This window comes from Nonomuraea sp. NPDC048916 (assembly GCF_040649575.1).
Classification (GTDB): Bacteria; Actinomycetota; Actinomycetes; order Streptosporangiales; family Streptosporangiaceae; genus Nonomuraea.
Genome location: NZ_JBEZFS010000002.1, coordinates 81,127 through 98,546, shown reverse-complemented (window position 1 = coordinate 98,546; position 17,420 = coordinate 81,127). Strand labels below are relative to the sequence as shown.

At 71.0% G+C, this 17,420-nt stretch carries 14 protein-coding genes and 1 other RNA gene; 9 read left to right on the top strand and 6 right to left on the bottom strand.

Annotation, left to right across the window (positions count from 1 at the left end; translation table 11 throughout):
• Nucleotides 1-32 precede the first annotated feature (32 nt).
• Nucleotides 33-1,511: a PH domain-containing protein gene (locus AB0C16_RS02090; RefSeq protein WP_357677921.1), complete on the bottom strand. Its 1,479-nt coding sequence runs from the start codon at nucleotides 1,509-1,511 to the stop codon at nucleotides 33-35.
• Nucleotides 1,512-1,705: 194 nt separating this feature from the next.
• The gene (locus tag AB0C16_RS02085) at nucleotides 1,706-2,227 is read right to left on the bottom strand and encodes a PH domain-containing protein (protein WP_357677919.1); all 522 of its coding nucleotides are present in this window, start codon (nucleotides 2,225-2,227) and stop codon (nucleotides 1,706-1,708) included.
• Between the two features lie 117 nt (nucleotides 2,228-2,344).
• On the opposite strand from AB0C16_RS02085, the gene AB0C16_RS02080 reads away from it, so the two are divergent.
• The 6 genes from AB0C16_RS02080 (at nucleotide 2,345) to AB0C16_RS02055 (ending at nucleotide 10,138) form a co-directional block, all read left to right on the top strand.
• Nucleotides 2,345-3,307 (top strand): ATP-binding cassette domain-containing protein, encoded by a 963-nt coding sequence (locus AB0C16_RS02080; protein ID WP_357677918.1) that lies wholly within the window; start codon nucleotides 2,345-2,347, stop codon nucleotides 3,305-3,307.
• Complete coding sequence (locus AB0C16_RS02075; protein WP_357677916.1) at nucleotides 3,304-4,113, top strand: ABC transporter permease; 810 nt, start codon at nucleotides 3,304-3,306, stop codon at nucleotides 4,111-4,113. Before AB0C16_RS02080 ends, AB0C16_RS02075 begins: the two co-directional genes overlap by 4 nt.
• Nucleotides 4,114-4,855: 742 nt before the next feature.
• On the top strand, nucleotides 4,856-5,359 hold the full coding sequence (locus AB0C16_RS02070; protein WP_357677914.1) for a YbhB/YbcL family Raf kinase inhibitor-like protein: 504 nt from the start codon (nucleotides 4,856-4,858) through the stop codon (nucleotides 5,357-5,359).
• Between the two features lie 183 nt (nucleotides 5,360-5,542).
• Nucleotides 5,543-6,979, top strand: a complete 1,437-nt coding sequence (locus tag AB0C16_RS02065) for a hypothetical protein (RefSeq protein WP_357677913.1) — start codon at nucleotides 5,543-5,545, stop codon at nucleotides 6,977-6,979.
• A gap of 69 nt (nucleotides 6,980-7,048) precedes the next feature.
• A complete protein-coding gene (locus AB0C16_RS02060; protein ID WP_357677911.1) occupies nucleotides 7,049-9,265 on the top strand; it encodes a bifunctional SulP family inorganic anion transporter/carbonic anhydrase in 2,217 nt (738 codons plus the stop codon).
• Nucleotides 9,266-9,604: 339 nt separating this feature from the next.
• Entirely contained in the window at nucleotides 9,605-10,138 is a 534-nt protein-coding gene (locus AB0C16_RS02055; protein ID WP_357677910.1) for a hypothetical protein, read from the top strand.
• A gap of 93 nt (nucleotides 10,139-10,231) precedes the next feature.
• Here the strand turns inward: AB0C16_RS02055 and rnpB are convergent.
• From rnpB to AB0C16_RS02035, 4 genes are all read right to left on the bottom strand, one after another.
• An RNA gene (gene rnpB, locus AB0C16_RS02050) (RNase P RNA component class A) lies at nucleotides 10,232-10,622 on the bottom strand.
• A 238-nt stretch (nucleotides 10,623-10,860) separates the two neighbouring features.
• Complete coding sequence (locus tag AB0C16_RS02045) at nucleotides 10,861-12,087, bottom strand: bifunctional RNase H/acid phosphatase (protein ID WP_357677908.1); 1,227 nt, start codon at nucleotides 12,085-12,087, stop codon at nucleotides 10,861-10,863.
• Entirely contained in the window at nucleotides 12,084-12,824 is a 741-nt protein-coding gene (locus AB0C16_RS02040; RefSeq protein ID WP_357677907.1) for a C4-type zinc ribbon domain-containing protein, read from the bottom strand. The genes AB0C16_RS02045 and AB0C16_RS02040 overlap by 4 nt, the downstream gene beginning before the upstream one ends.
• Before the next feature lie 2 nt (nucleotides 12,825-12,826).
• On the bottom strand, nucleotides 12,827-13,627 hold the full coding sequence (locus AB0C16_RS02035) for a Nif3-like dinuclear metal center hexameric protein (RefSeq protein ID WP_357677905.1): 801 nt from the start codon (nucleotides 13,625-13,627) through the stop codon (nucleotides 12,827-12,829).
• Nucleotides 13,628-13,750: 123 nt separating this feature from the next.
• On the opposite strand from AB0C16_RS02035, the gene AB0C16_RS02030 reads away from it, so the two are divergent.
• The 3 genes from AB0C16_RS02030 to AB0C16_RS02020 all read left to right on the top strand — a co-directional run bounded on the left by AB0C16_RS02030 (nucleotide 13,751) and on the right by AB0C16_RS02020 (nucleotide 17,412).
• Nucleotides 13,751-15,250, top strand: coding sequence for an NAD(P)/FAD-dependent oxidoreductase (locus AB0C16_RS02030; RefSeq protein WP_357677904.1), 1,500 nt, complete (start codon nucleotides 13,751-13,753; stop codon nucleotides 15,248-15,250).
• A 75-nt stretch (nucleotides 15,251-15,325) separates the two neighbouring features.
• Nucleotides 15,326-16,354: a membrane dipeptidase gene (locus AB0C16_RS02025; protein ID WP_357677902.1), complete on the top strand. Its 1,029-nt coding sequence runs from the start codon at nucleotides 15,326-15,328 to the stop codon at nucleotides 16,352-16,354.
• Nucleotides 16,351-17,412: a M20 family metallopeptidase gene (locus tag AB0C16_RS02020; protein ID WP_357677901.1), complete on the top strand. Its 1,062-nt coding sequence runs from the start codon at nucleotides 16,351-16,353 to the stop codon at nucleotides 17,410-17,412. The genes AB0C16_RS02025 and AB0C16_RS02020 overlap by 4 nt, the downstream gene beginning before the upstream one ends.
• The last annotated feature ends 8 nt before the right edge of the window (nucleotides 17,413-17,420 follow it).

The following is a 17,420-nucleotide window of genomic DNA, read 5'->3' as shown; positions in this document are numbered from 1 at the left end:
CTCCTCGGGCTCCCGTCAGGTCCGGGCAGGGGCTATCGGCGGTCTTCGAGGAAGGGGGCCAGCCAGTCGGGGTTCACCTCGGCGGGGAGGCCCACGGCCTGCGCCCGCGAGACGTCGTACGCGGAGTAACCGCCCTTGCCCGCCCCCACGCCGGCTATGAGGGTGAAGACGCCTGCCCGGCGCTGGAACCAGGTCTGCCTGAGGCGCCAGCCCACCACTGCGCGCCGTTCGACCACCGCCTGGACCCGCCGGAGGGACCCTGAGCGGACCGAGAGGCGGCTGCCGTCGTAACCGTGCCCCAGCGACCGGTAACGGTCGAGGCCGAGGGGAACACCGAGGCCTGTCAGGAGCAGGGCGAGCACCGTGAGGATCCACCAGAACAGGGTCCCGGTGAGCAGGGCCGCCAGGCCGGACAGGGCGGCGAGCAGCAGCCACGGGAACACCGCGCGGAACAGGCGGCGGTTGCGGGCCACGGGGGGATGCGGGCGAAGGGGCGCCTGGTAGGGGCCGATGGCGTCCGCGACGACCTGGAGGGCGACGGCGCGCGGCACGTCCGGAAGGAGCTGGCCGCGGGTCGAGGAGTCGCCGAGACCGGTCACGATGGCCCAGGCGCGGACGACCCCGGCCCACCGTTCGGCCAGGCCGTCGACGACCTCGTAGCCGCGCACCCGCCTCAACTCCAGCGACACGCTGCGCCGGTTGATCAGCCCGCGCTCCGCCACCAGGTAACCGTCGCGGTGCTTGAGCCGGAAGTCCCAGTTGAACACCGCGTACATGAGCCCGCCCACGAACGGCATCGCCACCACGAGCAGCAGCGCGGCCACCAGCAGCAGGTAGGGGCGGTCCCAGAGCCATTGGCCGACCGTCCAGGCGGCGTCGCGGCCGAAGCCGAGCTCGTCGCCCCACTGGAACGCCAGGCCTACGGCGCCACCGGCGAGGGCGAACGGGGTCAGCAGGTAGGCGCCGGAGAGGGGACCGTACAGGAGCCACCTGCGGGGCACGCCGATGATCGTGTGATCGGGCGGGGAGTCGGCGCTCACCGCCTCGACGGCCGGCCGGCTCTCGTCCCGGGCCGCTCTCACGCGCCGCAGCAGGACCGCCTTGAGGCGTTCGGCCTCCTCCACGGTGACGCCGTCGAGCTTGCCCTCCTCCTCGCCGCCGCTCGCCCCGGTGTCGATCTTGAGTACGGCGAGGCCCAGCAGCCGGTGCATGGGCGGGGTGGACACGTCGACGCCGCGTACGCGCTCCAGCGGGATGGTGCGGACGGAGCGGCTGATCAGCGAACGTTTGATCTCCAGCCGCTCGTTCGCGATGTGGTAGCTGAAGGTGGCCCATCTGATCACGGCGAAGATCACGGCGCCGACCAGGCCGAGGGTCGCGAAGCCGTACGACCTGCCGGAGAAGCCGCCCGCCAGGAACAGGCCGACGAGCGGGAGGAGCAGCGACGGCAGCATACGTACCGGGTCGATGAACAGCACCCTGGGACTCAGCCGCTGTGGCAACCCCGCCATGCCGGGGTATGGACCGCCACCCGGTGCCGGGACGTGCGGCTCTCCCGACGCCGCCCACCCCTGATGCGGTGGCGGCTGAAGCGGTGGAGGCTGAGGCGGCTGATGCTGCGGTGGCGGGCCCTGCGGCGCGGGCGGGAGCCGGCGCGCGGGGTCGTGGTGGGGTGGTGGGCCGGTGGGAGGCTGGGAGGGGCCGGTCATGTGGCGTCGTCCCGGAGTGCTTCGGCGCGGTGCGCGAGCTGCTCGGCCAGCCCCGCCGCGACCAGGTAGTCGAGCCCGTTGATGGTCGAGGAGCCCGCGTGGGACGCGGTGCGGATCTCCAGTGTCGCCAGCCCGAGCATCCGCTCCATCCAGCCCTGCGCCTTGTCGACCGTCTGGATGCGGCTCACCGGCACGAACACCCACTCCCTGGTCAGGAACCCCGATCTGGCGTACACCACGTCACCGGACAGCTCCCACCGATGGACGGCATAGCGGACGAACGGCTCCGCCACCAGGAACGGGGTCGTCACCACCCCCACCGCCACGGGCAGCAGCCACCCTCGGCCGGCGAACCAGCCGGGCACCCAGGACCAGTCGCTCCCGCCGATCCACCCCCCGACCAGGGCCGACCCCACGATCAGCAGCACGAACGCGATCAGGGCCTCCAGCAGCCAGAGCCGCACGGCCTTGGGCGAGACGCGGTGCAACGGGTCGCGCAGCGGTCCAGTTGACGTCACAAATCCCAGCCTATGGTGCGCGGCCCATAGGGGCGATCTATCGGCGGTGACACAGCGGCTCCGAAAAATGTCAGTGCCATCGTGGACAGTGGAGGCACTGAGACGAAGGGACGACACATGCGATATGCGATTCAGGCCGAGGGCCTGGTGAAGCATTATGGCGAGACCAAGGCGCTCGACGGCGTCGACCTGGCCGTGCCACCGGGCAGGCTGCTGGGCGTGCTGGGGCCCAACGGGGCCGGCAAGACCACCGCCGTGCGCATTCTGGCGACATTGCTCGCCCCTGACGCGGGGACGGCCACCGTGCACGGGTTCGACGTGTTACGGCAGGCTCATCAGGTTCGCTCCCTCATCGGGCTGACCGGGCAGTACGCCGCCGTGGACGAGATGCTGACCGGTGTCGAAAACCTGGTGATGATCGGCCGCCTGCTGGGCCTGTCCAGGAGCGAGGCACGGCAGCGGGCCACGGCGCTGCTGGAGCGGTTCGACCTCGCCGAGGCCGGCGGCCGTGCGACCAAGACCTACTCGGGCGGCATGCGCCGGCGGCTCGACCTGGCGGCGAGCCTGGTCGGCAGGCCGCAGGTGCTGTTCCTCGACGAGCCGACCACCGGCCTCGACCCGCGCAGCCGCACCGAGCTGTGGGGCGTGGTGCGCGGGCTGATGGCCGACGGGGTGACGGTGCTGCTGACCACCCAATACCTCGAGGAGGCCGACCAGCTGGCCGACGACATCGTGGTGTTCGACCATGGCAAGGTGATCGCGTCGGGCACGTCCGACGAGCTCAAGGCGACCACCGGCGCCCAGGTGCTGGAGGTGCGCCCGCTCGACGCGCAGCAGCTGGAGCTGGTGGCCAAGGTGGTCACCGACGTCATCGACCAGAAGCCCGAGCTGGCGGGGGGCAAGGTCACGGCCGCGGTCCACGACCCCGCGGTGGTGGCGGCCGTCGTCCGCCGCCTCGACGATCTCGGCGTCGTGGCCTCCGAGCTGACCCTGCGCAAGTCCAGTCTCGACGAGGTGTTCCTCAGCCTGACCGGGCACCGCGCCGAGGAGCCCGCCGACCAGGAAGAGGTTCTCGTATGACCGCCATGACGACGATCGCCCCGCCGGTGATGGCCGGGCGGGTGGGGGTCGGGGCGACGGTCCGGCAGACGTTCACGCTGGCCTGGCGGAGCCTGGTGCAGATCAAGCACAATCCGTGGGAGCTGCTCGACCTCAGCATCCAGCCGATCATGTTCCTGCTGCTGTTCACCTACGTGTTCGGTGGGGCGATCTCCGGCTCGACGGGCGACTACCTGCAGTTCGCGCTGCCGGGCCTGCTGGTGCAGAACGCGCTGTTCTACACGCTGTCCACGGCGATCGGGCTCAACACCGACATCACCAAGGGCGTCTTCGACCGGCTGCGCAGCCTGCCGATCGCCCGCGTCGCCCCCTTGGCCGGGCGCATCATCGCCGACACCTTCAAGCAGGTGTGGGCGTTCGCGCTGCTGGTCGGGTTCGGCATGGTGCTCGGGTTCCGGGTGACGACCAGCGTGGTCGGCCTGATCGGTGCGCTGGCCCTGCTCGTGGTGGTGGCGCTGGCCATGTCGTGGATGTCCGTGCTCATCGGGCTCAAGGCGTCCAACCCCGAGAAGGTGCAGATGATCGCCTTCTCCACGATGATGCCGCTGACGTTCACCAGCAGCGCGCTGGTGCCGTCCGACACCTTCCCGGGCTGGCTGCAGGTCTGGTCCGACATCAACCCGGTGACCCACCTGGCCGACGCGATCCGCGGGCTGCTGATCGGTGGCGAGGTCGGCGATCCCGCGCTGGTGTCACTGCTGTGGTCCGCGGGATTCGTCGTGGTGTTCGCGCCGCTGGCCATCAGGGTCTTTCGGAGGCATGTCTGACCATGACCTGATCGCGGCCGGTCAGCCCTTGTCGCGGCCGACCAGGCCTGATCACGGCGATCCCATCTCGTGACGATCCCAGCTCGTGGCGATCCAGGGCGAGATCCGTGACGATCCGCCTCGTGGATCCGTCTCACGACGACCCGTCTCACGGCGATCCCGTCTCGTTGCGATCCCGTCTGGCGGGAGTAGGCGGGGAGGCACCGACTGCGGGGGCGCTTCGGGCCGGGTTCTTCGCCGCGCGGACCCATCGGCCGACGGCCGTGCCCGGGAAATCTCGGGTACGGCCGTCGAGCGTTGTCCAGGGCCGGCACTACCTGGCGCACCGGCTTTTTCGAGCGCCCCCCTCGCCGACGGGCATCGAACACCCACAGTGGTCTGCCCGGACCGCCGGGCACACGCCGCCCCATGATCCCTCCTTCGGCCTCTCGGCCGGACCGATGATCGCGATGTCGCGAACCAGCAGGCCAAGCGGGGTAGGCGGGCATTCTAGGGCGATCTTCACTTACCGCCCATCCCGGTGCACCTCGGACGCCCGGAGAATACCGAGGGTCATGCTTGTGTCCAAGCTCACCCGGTCTATCCCGTGGAAAGTGTCCGATTTCGTATCGTTACCGACCACCGAGCCTCCCGAAACGGTCGGCGTACCGCCGATACACGCGTAGCATCATCCGGCATGGGGCTGTGTAACACGGCTAGACGCGTGCGACGCATCGCTGTCACTGTGACAGGGGTGGCCGTCATGCTCGCCTTGTCGGGCTGTGGCATCCTCATCGGCAAGTCAGAGGCCAAGGAGATCGCCGAGATCAACGTGTCGAGCCCCGACTTGCGCGACGGGGAGCCGCTGCCGCGCCCATACACGTGTGACGGCACCCAGGGCAGCCCTCCGCTCCGCTGGTCGAGCGGGCCGCTGCCCACGGCGAAATCCATCGCGGTCGTGGTCGACTCCCATTCACCGTCCGAGTCCAACGTGCACTGGGTGCTCTACAACATCCCGGCGACCACGACCGAGCTCGGGCCCGACGCGGCGTCCAGCCCTCCGGAGGGCTCCGGTCAGGCCAAGGTGACCAGCGGCAAGGCCGGTTACGAGCCTCCGTGCGACAAAACAGCCAACTACCGGTTCTCCGTCTACACGCTGAGCGGCAAGGTCAAGGTCCAGGAGGGCGCCCCCCTCTCCGTGGTCTTGAAAGAGATCGCGGACCAGACCATCGCTCGCGGCCGCCTCACAGCAGTCCACACCGAGTGACATTTCAAACACTACGGGTAGTAATCGTTACCAATTCTTCGCTTAGGGTGTGACAACGCTCGTAGTGGTCCGACAGAATCAGATCCAATTGTTAGGTACTGGTGATCAAAGGGGGCAGATCGCGTCGATGGCCGCGCGATCTCACCGGTGCCACAGGGAGGCCATGGCTTTGAGGGTGGTGCAATGATCGCGGTCGTCGTCAGCTTGGTCGCTGTCGTGCTCCTCGTGCTCGTCGTCGTGGCACTGGGCATGCGTTCGATGAACCGACGGGAGAGTTCGCTCCCGCCGGAGCGGCTGAAGCAGATGGCCGAGAAGGAGGAGATGACTCATGCTCGGTCGACGGACGAGTTCGCCGCTCACGAACCACGGATGAGCAACTTCAGCCCCGATTTCAGTCCCATCGACGAGCCGAAGCCCAAACCGGTGCGCACCGGTCAGCGGGGCAAGCGTGGCGTCGACGAATGGGGCAACCCGAGCTCCGACGACGAGGACGAGGAGTTCTGGGCCAACATCCGCAGCGACGCGTCCGAAGGCGGCTTCGGCGCCGGCGGCACGGTCGCGGCACGCAAGGGCGCCTCTCGCCCCGTCGAGCGCGAGCAGCCAGGCTCTGACCGCGCGCGGCCCGCCGAGCGTGAGCGGCCCGCCAGGCGGCGGCCCGCCGCCGCGGTCGACCCGCACGCGGCGACCGTCCAGGGCCCCCTCCCTCAGCGGGCCGTCCCCGCGGCCGCCTCGGCCGGACTGGCCGACCTGGTCGAGCCGGTGCAGCGGCCCGCCGCCGCGGCCTCCGAGCTGGCCGACCAGCGCACGGTGACGTTCTCCGCTCCCCCGGCCGACGTGATGAGCATCCTCGGCGCGGGCGCCAAGCCTCTGCCCGCCCCGCACTCCGCCCCGCACTCCGCCCCGCGCTCGTCCACCGGGTCGTTCCCGGCCACCGGAGGCAGCGGCTCCCCCTCCTCCAGCGGATCGTTCCCGGCCGCCGCGAGCAGCGGCTCCCTGTCCACGCCGGCCGGTGGCATGTTCTCCCCGGCCGGCACCGGCTCCTTCCCCGTCACGCCCGCCGCCCCGATCCACGGCGCGCCGACCAGCGACCCGTTCCCCGCCTACAACGGCACCGGCGACCAGCTCGGCAGCGGAGCCGCCTGGCCTGCCCCTCCCGCCTCCGCCACCTCGGGCTCCTGGGCGGCCACCACCTCGCCCGACATCCTCGACGACCCCGCCCCCAGCGCGAGCGGTTCCTGGCCCGCCTTCGAGCCGCAGCCGCCCGCCGCCGCCACCTATCCGTCCTCCTACGAGGTGCGGTCCGGATGGGCCGTGGCCGACGACTCCGAGGCGCTCACCGGTCCCTCACCCGCCACCAGCACCCCGACCAGGCCGGCCAGGACGGTCTCGGCCTACGACGACGTGCTTTCGGCGCCTCCTCCCGCCCAGTCCATCGCGTACGAGACGGGCGACTTCACCTCCCCCGGCGCGCAGGCCGCCTGGCCGGAGGGTTCGGCGGGCTCCCCGAGCCGGCCCGGCTACAGCGAGACGTACGGCGCGCCCGAGGCGGGTCACGCCGCCCGGCACGGCAACGGCCACCAGCGGACACCAGAACAGGACTTCCCCGACTACTACCGCTGACCCTTGTTTGCGTAAAACCCGCGCGATGACCTCTTAAGGGGCGGCCCGTCGGGCACTAGGGTTTGCCGCATGGTCGCCGTCACACAGAGTCGCCTGCTGAGCACGCTCAGGTACGACGTTCCTGCCTCGCTGGTGGTCTTCCTGATCGCGGTGCCCCTTTCCCTGGGCATCTCGATGGCCTCCGGCGCCCCCCTGGCCGCCGGGCTCATCGCCGCGGTGGTGGGCGGCATCGTGGCCGGCGCGCTCGGCGGTTCCGCTGTGCAGGTGAGCGGGCCCGCGGCGGGCCTCTCCCTGGTGGTGGCGGATCTCGTCCAGACGTATGGCTGGCGGGCCACCTGCATGATCACGCTGCTGGCCGGGGCGGTGCAGCTGGTGCTGGGCGTGTTCAGGGCGGCCAGGGCCGCGCTGGCCGTCTCCCCCGCCGTGGTCCACGGCATGCTGGCGGGTGTGGGCGTGGTCATCGCGCTCTCCCAGCTGCACGTCGTACTGGGCGGCACCTCGCAACGATCAGCCCTGGCCAACATCATGGAGCTGCCCGCGCAGCTGGCCGAGATGCACGGTCACACGGTCGCGGTGGGCCTGCTCACGATCGCGGTGCTGGCGCTCTGGACCCGGCTCCCCAAACGGGTCAAAGTGGTGCCCGCCCCACTCGCCGCGCTGCTCGTGGCCGCCGTCACCGCCTATGTCTTCCGGTGGGACGTCACCCGCATCGACCTGTCGGGCACCCTCGGCGCGTGGGAGTTCCCCGTGGTGCCGCAGGGCGACTGGATGCACATCGTGGCGGCCGTGATGCTGGTCGCGCTGCTCGCGGGCGTCGAGTCGCTGCTCTGCTCGGTCGCGGTCGACGGCATGCACACCGGCCCGCGCGCCGACCTCGACCAGGAGCTCACCGGACAGGGCGTGGCCAACATGGTCAGCGGTGCGCTGGGCGGGCTGCCGCTGGCCGGCGTGATCGTGCGCAGCACCGCCAACGTGCAGGCGGGAGGGCGCAGCCGGTGGGCGACGATCCTGCACGGGGCCTGGGTGCTGGTGTTCGCGCTCGGCTTCTCCTGGACGATCAAGCTGATCCCGGTGGAGGCGCTGGCGGCGCTGCTGGTCTTCATCGGGGTGCAGATGGTCAACCTGGGCCATGTCCGCAAGGTGCACGGCCACGGCGAGGTGCCCGTCTACGTGGCGACCATGACGGCGGTGATCGTGCTGGGACTGGCCGAGGGTGTGCTGGCCGGCTTGGCGCTGGCCGCGTTGCTCGCGCTCCGGCGGCTGACCTGGGTCACGGTCAAGATCCACGAGATGCCGGACGGGCGCTGGCACGCGACGATCTGCGGCTCGCTCACCTTCCTCGGGGTGCCCCGGCTCACCCACGAGCTGCGGACCATCCCCGACGGCGCGGCCGTCGACCTCGACCTGAACATCGACTTCATGGACAACGCCGCCTTCGAGGCCATCCACTCCTGGCGGCTGGGCCACGAGCGGCTCGGCGGCACGGTCGACATCGACGAGGTCCACGACGAGTGGTACGCGCTGGCGGCCAGCGGCGCCCGCACGTACCCGGCCAAGAGCCTGCCCAAGGCGCCCGACCGGTCGTGGCTGCCGTGGGCCCACCGCAACCACCGTCCCGTCCACCACATGACGCCCTCCACGCACACCCGCCCCGCCAGCGTGGAGTGCCAGCTGACGGCCGGCGCGCGGGAGTTCCACCGCCGTACGGCTCCGCTGGTGCGGCCCATCTTCACCGAGCTGGCCCGCAAGCAGCAGCCGTCGCACCTGTTCATCACGTGCGCGGACTCGCGGGTCGTGCCCAGCCTCATCACCGCGAGCGGTCCGGGCGACCTGTTCACGGTGCGCAACATCGGCAACCTGGTGCCACGCCGGGGCGCCGAGCCGCACGACGACTCGATGGCGGCGGCGATCGAGTACGCGACCCAGGTGCTGAGCGTGCACACGATCACGGTGTGCGGGCACTCGGGCTGCGGGGCGATGGCCGGCCTGCTCAGCGGCGGCGTGAAGGCGGGCAGCCTGCCGGGGCTGCGGCGCTGGCTGCGGCACGGGCACCACAGCCTGGCCAGGTTCATCGAGAACGCGGACGATCCCTTGGACGCCAGGGCGCTGGACCAGCTCTGCCGGGTCAACGTGCAACAGCAGCTGGAGAACCTCCGCACGTATCGGAAGGTCGACGAGCAGGTGCGTGACGGGCGGCTGCAACTGGTCGGCCTCTACTTCGACATCGGCGCCGCGCGGGTGCACATGGTGCCACCGCTGCCGCCCACACTCGCGGTGAAGATCTGACGGCGGAAGGCTCCACCCGTTTGTGCGTAATCGTCCGCAGACCGGGCGGCAGGGCGAGGTTAGCGTCATCGGTGTCCGCGAGGTCTCCCATGGTCCCCGGTACACCTCGCGTGGCGGCGGTCCTCACTCCCAGGGGCCGAGAGGGGCGGAGGTGCCGATGCCTCCGCCCCTCGTCACGATGACGCCGCGGCACTCTACCGGCCCCGCTGGGCGTGGCCGAGCGGTTCGGCCGCCACCGCGACCAGCACCGGGACCCGCGTCCGTGCCTTCGGCGCTTCCGCCGGGGAGCGGCGGAAGGAGGATCGGGACAGGCTGGGTGCGCGAGTTTATGCTGCCCATGTGGACATGTCGGCGATCATCGCAAGCGTGGTCTTATTGACGATCGGTGCCGCGGTGGGCCTCATTCCGACCTACGTGATGGAGCGGAAAAAGGAACGCCACGCGCTGAGAATCCGGTGGGATCTGCCGCTCTACGATCTGTGCAAGGACTGCGCGGCGACAGTCCGCCAGTTCGTCCACCTGGTACGACGCTACGATCGCGTGCACGACAGAGATCAGCACTATACGAAAGTGGATGAACAACACGCGAGACTTCGAGCGCTGGTGCAGCAAATTCGCATTCTCGGCAGTCGCGAGCTTCAACAGGCGGCACGGGAACTCGAGCATCACGCCTATTGGGTCAGGCAGGTTCACGAAGGCGGCACGGACGAGCTGGCCGCATATTACGCGAACGTGCCACCTGAAGACCGGCTTCGCGAATCCATACGTGCGCTGTTCGTCGCGGCCCGCCGGCAACTCGGCGTCAAGGACCCGGATGACGTCGTCTCGGACGAGCCGATCGACCCTCGGTCCGACGTGTGGCCTCCTACGTAGGACACCTTCTACGTAGGACACGGGCCAGCGAACCAGCCGAGCGTCGCCGATGAACGGCGGAGCCTCCGCAGGTTAACCTGCGCCCCGTGGAGGGAGACGAGCCGGCCTGTAGGCCGGGTTCTGTCCTTCGTGTGAAGGGGCGACCATCCATCTAGGGCCGTCGTTGCCGGCGGCCTCGAGCGGTCTACCCGCGCGGCTCGGGCGGGCAGCCCTCAGGCGCCGCGCGCGGGACGCTCCGTGGAGTGTCCCTTCTTGACCTTGCTCCGGGTGGGGTTTACCTAGCCGCCCACGTCACCGTGGGCGCTGGTGGTCTCTTACACCACCCTTTCACCCTTACCTCCCGCGCGAGCGGGAGGCGGTTTGCTTTCTGTGGCACTGTCCCGCGGGTCGCCCCGGGTCGGTGTTACCGACCACCCTGCCCTGTGGAGCCCGGACCTTCCTCGGCGGGCCCGTGAAGGCCCGACGCGGTCGCCCGGCCGACTCGTCTGCTCGGAAGGGTATCGCATCCCAAGCGACCTCCAACTCGTTGGCAAGATCGATCCGGTCGAATGGGCGGTGTCATCGCCTGAGGGGGACGGTGACGCGCGGCGGTCGTGCCGGGTGCGTCTGGCGGCATCCGGCCCGGCCGCCGTCCGGGGCCGAGCCGAGCGGGCCGTCCGGCTCGGCCCGCGACGCGCGGCGGGACGCACCGGCACCCGGACGGGCGGGCAGGCGGGGCCGCGTCAGCGCAGGTGGGAGGTGTCGTTGAAGGACTTCACCACGCACTGGCCGTCGGAGTAGTACTCGATCAGCGACAGGCAGGCGAGGTCGAGGTGCATCCGATAGAGCGCCCCCGGTGGGGCCATCAGGGCGAAGCGCAGCAGCATCTTGATGGGCGTCACGTGCGACACCGCGAGCACCGTCTTGCCCTGGTAGCGCTCGACCAGCCGCTCGCCCGACCGCTGGACGCGGCGGGCCGCGACGCCGAAGCTCTCGCCGCCCGGGGGCGCGGCGTCGGGGTCGGCGAGCCAGGCGGCGAGCTCGGCGGGCCAGCGGCGCTGGATCTCGGTGAACGTGTGTCCCTCCCAGGCGCCGAAATCGGCTTCCCTGAGGTCTTCGTCCACCTCCACCTGGAGGCCCGTGCGCTGGGCGACGGCCTCCGCGGTCTGCATGGCGCGCCTGAGCGGGGAACTGACGATCACGTCGATCTGGTAGGGCTCACGGGACAGTCTGGCGGCCGCCGCCGCCGCCTGGGCGAGGCCGTTGGCCGTCAGCTCGGCATCGCCCAGGCCGGAGAACCTGCGCTCGACCGACAGCGGGGTCTCACCGTGTCTGAGCAGCAGCAACGACGTCGCCGCCCGCGCGGGGGGCGCCCAGCCCGTGCCCTTGCCGCCCTGCTCAGCGGCGGTGGCCTTGACGCGCTGCTGGGCCGTGGCCACCGAGGCGGCCGGAGCCGACACCTCGGAGACGCCCGCCACGTCGAGGAGGTCGGTCTGCTCCACGATGGCGGGGGACGTCGCGGAGCCGGTGGAGCCGCCCGCCTTCCAGCGCAGGCCCTTGGCCGCCGCGTCCATGGCCTCGTTGGCCAGGCGGTCGGCGTGGGTGTTGTGGTGGCGGGGGATCCAGGTCCACTCGGTCACCCGCAGCCGCCTGGCCAGCCGGCCTGCCTCCAGCGCAAGCGGTCGCAGGCCTTCGTTCTTGACCTTCCAGCGGCCGGCCATCTGCTCGACGACCAGCTTGGAGTCCATCCGGACCGCCACGGAGGCGCCCTCGCCGGCCAGGTCGAGGACGGCCTGGAGTCCGGCGATCAGGCCGCGGTATTCGGCCACGTTGTTGGTCGTGACGCCGATCGCCTCGGCCGCCTCGGCCACCACCTGGCCGTCGGAGGCGTCCTTGACGACCGCGCCGTAGCCGGCGGGGCCGGGGTTGCCGCGCGAGCCGCCGTCCGCCTCGACGAGGTAGGAGGTCACAGGCCCGACTCTGCGGTGCGGACGAGGATGCGCCGGCATTCCTCGCAACGCAGCACGTCGTCATGTGGCGCGGCCTTGATGTGGTTCATCTCCGCGATGGACAGGGCCACCTTGCAGCCCTGGCACCGGCCTCCGCGCAGCATGGCGGCGCCCACGCCGTACTGGCCCTTGAGCTTCTGGTAGAGCGCCAGGAGGTCGGCGGGGATGTCGGCGGCGACGGAGGTGCGGCGGCCCTCGGCGTCGCCCGCCTCCTTGTCGATCTCGGTGAGCGCGGCGTCACGGCGGTCTTCGGCGGCGGCGCGGGTGGTCGCGACCTCGTCGCGCTGCCGGTGCAGGTCGGTGACCCTGGCGTCGGCGGCCTCGCGGCGCTCCATGATCTCCAGCACGACCTCCTCGAGGTCGCCCTGGCGCTTGTGCAGGGAGATGATCTCGGACTGGAGGCCGGCGAGGTCCTTGGGCGAGGCCACCGCGCCGGAGTCGAGCCGCTTTTGGTCGCGGTCGGCGCGCATGCGGACGGCGTCGACGTCGCTCTCGGCCTTGGTCTGCTCGCGCGCCAGATCGCCCGCCTCCGTCTCGGCCTCGATCACCTCGGTGGCGAGCTTGGCGTAACGCTTCGACAGCTCGTCGATCTCGGCGAGCTCGGGCAGGGTGCGGCGGCGATGGGCCAGCCGGTCGATCACGGAGTCGAGCTCAGCCAGGTCGAGCAGTCGCTTCTGGATCTCAGGGGCTGCTTTCATGATCAATATCCTCTTGTCCAAGCATCGGTGACCGTGGCGGAGACGCGTGTCTCAACGGTAACGCCACTCGCGTCCAGGATGGACGCGGCGGCGGCCAGCCAGGGCCACTCGGTGGCCCAGTGGGCGGCGTCGATCAGCGCGGGCCCGCCCGCCTCGGCGAACTCGCTGGCGGGGTGGTGGCGGAGGTCGGCGGTGAGGAACACGTCGACCCCGGCGGCGCGGGCCGTGCCGAGGAGCGAGTCGCCCGCTCCCCCGCTGACGGCGACCCGGAAGACGAGGCGGGACGGGTCGCCCGAGACGCGGATGCCCCACGCGGTCTTCGGCAGCCCAGCCGCGGCCCGCAGGGAGAACTCCTCGAGCGTGATCTCCTCGGGCAGCTCGCCGACGCGGCCCAGCCCGCGCCGCGGGTCGTCGGGGAACGGCTGCAGCGGCGTCAGGTCGCCGACCAGCCCCACGGCGCGGGCCAGCGCGTCGGACACGCCCGGGTTGGCCACGTCGGCGTTGGTGTGGGCGGTGTAGAGGGCGATGTCGCGCTTGATCAGGGTGTGGACGAGACGGCCCTTGGGGGTGTCGGCGGCGACGGTCGTGGTGCCGCGCAGGTAGAGCGGATGGTGCACGACGATCAGGTCGGCGCCCCACTCGGCGGCCTCCTCGACGACGGACGAGACGGGGTCGACGGCGAACAGCACCCGCCGCACCGGCTGGGCGGGGTCACCGCAGACCAGGCCCACCGCGTCCCACGACTCGGCCCGGGCGGGCGGGTAGGCCGCCTCGAGCTTCTCGATCACCTCTGCCAGCGTCACAGCAACCACCTGCGCAGACTATCGGGCGGCGGCCGCGAAGGCGCGATCGGCGGAGTGGTCAGGGGTGTTGCCCGAACATGCTTCGGCGTACTGTAAGTGAATCCTGACATGTGGGAGGACGGCATGGGACCCAAGGTCGCGATCGTCGGAGCCGGGTTCGGCGGGCTGTGCATGGCGATCCAGCTCGAACGGGCCGGGATCGACTCCTACACCGTGTTCGAGAAGGCCGGCGACCTGGGCGGCACCTGGCGCGACAACAGCTATCCGGGCGCGGGGTGCGACATCCCCTCGCACCTTTACTCGTACTCCTTCGAGAGGTACGGCAGCTGGACCCGCCGTTATCCCGAGCAGCCCGAGATTCTCGGCTATTTAGAGCACTGCGCCGATAAATACGACGTCAGGCGGAAAATCCGCTTCAACAGTGAAGTGGTGAGCGCCGTCTTCGACGGCGCGGAGTGGCAGGTCAGCACGGCGCCTCCGGCGGCCGCCACGCGGCCGATCACGGGGTCACCCACGGAGCCGCCTGCGGAACCGCCCATGGAGCCGCTCACGGAGTCGTTCGACATGGTGGTCATGAGCGTGGGCCAGCTCAACCGCCCCCACCTACCCGACATTCCCGGAATGTCGGACTTTGAGGGCACGTCCTTCCACTCCGCCCGCTGGAACCACGACCACGACCTCACGGGCAGGCGGGTGGCCGTCATCGGCAACGGCTCGTCGGCCGCCCAGTTCATCCCGCGCATCGCCCAGCGGGTCGAGCACCTGAGCGTCTTCCAGCGCACCCCGAACTGGGTGATCCCCAAGCCCGACGCCACGTTCGGCCCCATCGCCAGGCTCGCCTTCCACTACGTCCCCGGCCTCCAGCGCGCCTACCGCGAATGGATCTACCGGTACGCCGAGGCCACCCTCTACCCGGCGCTCTCCCAGGGCTGGAGCGTGGGACTGCTGAAGCAGCGGGCCCTGCGGCACCTGCGGGACCAGGTGCCGGACCCCGCCCTGCGGGCCAAGCTGACCCCCGACTATCCGCCCGGCTGTAAGCGGGTGGTCATCGACAGCACTTTCTATCCCGCTCTGACCAGGCCGAACGTCGACGTGGTGACGGAGAAGCTGGTGCGGATCACACCTCGGGGCGTCGAGACCGCCGAGTCCCTACACGAGGTCGACACCATCGTCTACGCCACCGGCTTCAGAACCACCGAGTTCGTCGCTCCGATCAGGGTCGTCGGCCGCCAGGGCCGCGACCTCGCCGAGCAGTGGCGCGGCGGCGCGGCGGCCTACCTGGGCATCTCGGTGCCGAACTTCCCCAACCTGTTCCTGCTCTACGGGCCCAACACCAACCTGGGCCACAACTCGATCATCTTCATGCTCGAGTGCCAGGTGAACCACATCATGGCCTGCCTGCCGTACATCTCCACGCTGGGCCCGATGGAGGTGCGGCCGGAGGCGATGGCGGCGTGGACCAGGCGGCTCGACACGGCGATGTCCCGCATGGTGTGGGGCAACGGCTGCCAGAGCTGGTACAAGACGGCCGAGGGGCGCGTCACCAACAACTGGCCCGGCCCCACCCCGCTCTACCGCAGGCTGACCGCGATGCCGCCCCGGCGCGCCTACCGGCCGGTGTGACCCGACCGAACCCGCCGCCGACGTTGTGCCGCTCGACATTGGAGCGGGCCGCCGCCGGGCGGTAGCGTCCACCGCATGACGACTCCTCTGCACCGGCGCGCTGTCGTGGCCGACACCCATAACGACCTGCTGATGGCGGTCTCCGCCCGGCCGCCCGGGCAGTGGGCCTCCTTCTTCCGCGAGCGCTGGCTGCCCCAGCTGGTCGAGGGCGGCGTCGACCTGCAGGTGCTGCCGGTCTTCATCGACGACCAGTACCTCCCGGAGGGGGCGCTCAGGCAGACGCTGCGCATGATCGAGTGCGCGCACGTGCTGGCCGAGGGCAACTCCGAGCACGTGCGGATCTGCCTCGACGCGGCCGACATCGACCGGGCGCTGGAGGCGGGCAGGATCGCGCTGGTCATCGCCCTGGAGAGCATGCCCGGCCTGGACGCGAGCGTGGAGCTGATCTCGACCGTCCACCGCCTGGGCGTGCGGATCGCCTCGATCGCGCACTGGGGCCGCACGCCGCTGGCCGACGGCAGCGGCGAGGACGCCACCGGCAGCGGCCTCACCTCGCACGGCGTGGCCGCGCTGCGCGAGATGGAACGGCTCGGCGTCGTCTTCGACGTCTCCCACCTGGGCGCCTCCGGCGTGGCGCACGTGCTGGAGCTGGCCACCAAGCCGGTCATGGCCACCCATTCGTCGGCCCGCGCGCTGCGCGACCACCATCGCAACCTCACCGACGACCAGCTGCGCGGCGTGGCCGCGACGGGCGGCGTGGTGTGCGTGAACTTCTTCGCGCCGTTCCTCGCCGAGCGCGAGGAGGACAGGACGCTCGACCGCCTGCTCGACCACATCGAGCATGTCGCCGAGGTGGCCGGGATCGACCACGTCGGCCTCGGCCCCGACTTCATCCGCGAGGTCATGGAGGATCTGACACCGCCCTGCTGCGAGGACGTCAACGCCAGGGGCGTCGATCCCAGGTCGGCCGTCCCCGGCCTGGAGGGCCCGTCGGGCCTGCCCATGGTGACCGAGGGCCTGCTCGCCCGCGGCATTCCGGAGAAGGACGTCACGAAGATCATCGGTGGCAACGTGCACCGCTTCCTCGGCGAGCGGCTGGCGTGATCGCCGACCTGGAGGAGCTCGTCGTCTGCGAGTCGTTCTCCAGCGACCTGGAGGCGGTCGCGCGCAGCGCCAAGGTCGTCGCCGCCATGGGGGCCCGCCACCTGGGAGCTCAGCCCGAGTTCATCGTGATCGACGGCGTGACACACCTGCGCTGGACGTTCGGCGCGCCCCGGGTGCTCCTGCTCGGCCACCACGACACCGTGTGGCCGATCGGCTCGCTGCTGACCCACCCGTGGTCGGTGCGCGACGGGGTGGCGCGCGGTCCCGGCGTGTTCGACATGAAGGCCGGGATCGTGCAGACGTTCCACGCGCTGGCCGGGCTCGGCTCGCTCGACGGCGTCAGCGTGCTGATCACCGGCGACGAGGAGGTCGGCTCCCCCACCTCGGCCCGGCTCATCGAGGAGGCCGCGCGCGGGCTGGCCGCCACGTTCGTGATGGAGGCCAGCGCCGACGGCGGCGCGCTCAAGACCGCGCGCAAGGGCACGTCCCTCTACACCCTCCAGGTGTACGGGAAGGCCGCGCACGCCGGGCTCGAACCGGAGAAGGGCGCCAACGCCGGGCTGGAGCTGGCCCACCAGATCCTGGCCGTGGCGGCCATGGGGTTGGGCGACACCACGGTCACGCCGACCGTGCTGTCCGGCGGCACCACGCTCAACACGGTGCCCGCCGAGGCGGCGGTGGGCGTGGACGTGCGGGTGACCTCGGTGGTCGAGCAGGACCGGGTGGACGCGGCGATGCGCGCGCTGCGGCCGAACGTGCCGGGCACCCGGCTGGAGGTGCGCGGCGGGCCCAACCGGCCGCCACTGGAGGGCGCCATGTCGGCCGGCCTCTACGCGCTGGCCCAGGAGCTGGCGGCCGGTCTGGGGCTGGAGCCGCTGACCTCGGCCTCGGTGGGCGGCGCCTCCGACGGCAACTTCACCGCCGGGGCCGGCTGCCCCACGCTCGACGGGCTGGGGGCGGTCGGGGGCGGGGCGCACGCCGACCACGAGCACGTGATCGTGGCCGAGCTGCCCCGCCGAGTGGCCCTCCTGCGGGCCCTGGTCGAAGCGGTCCGCTGAGCGTGCCT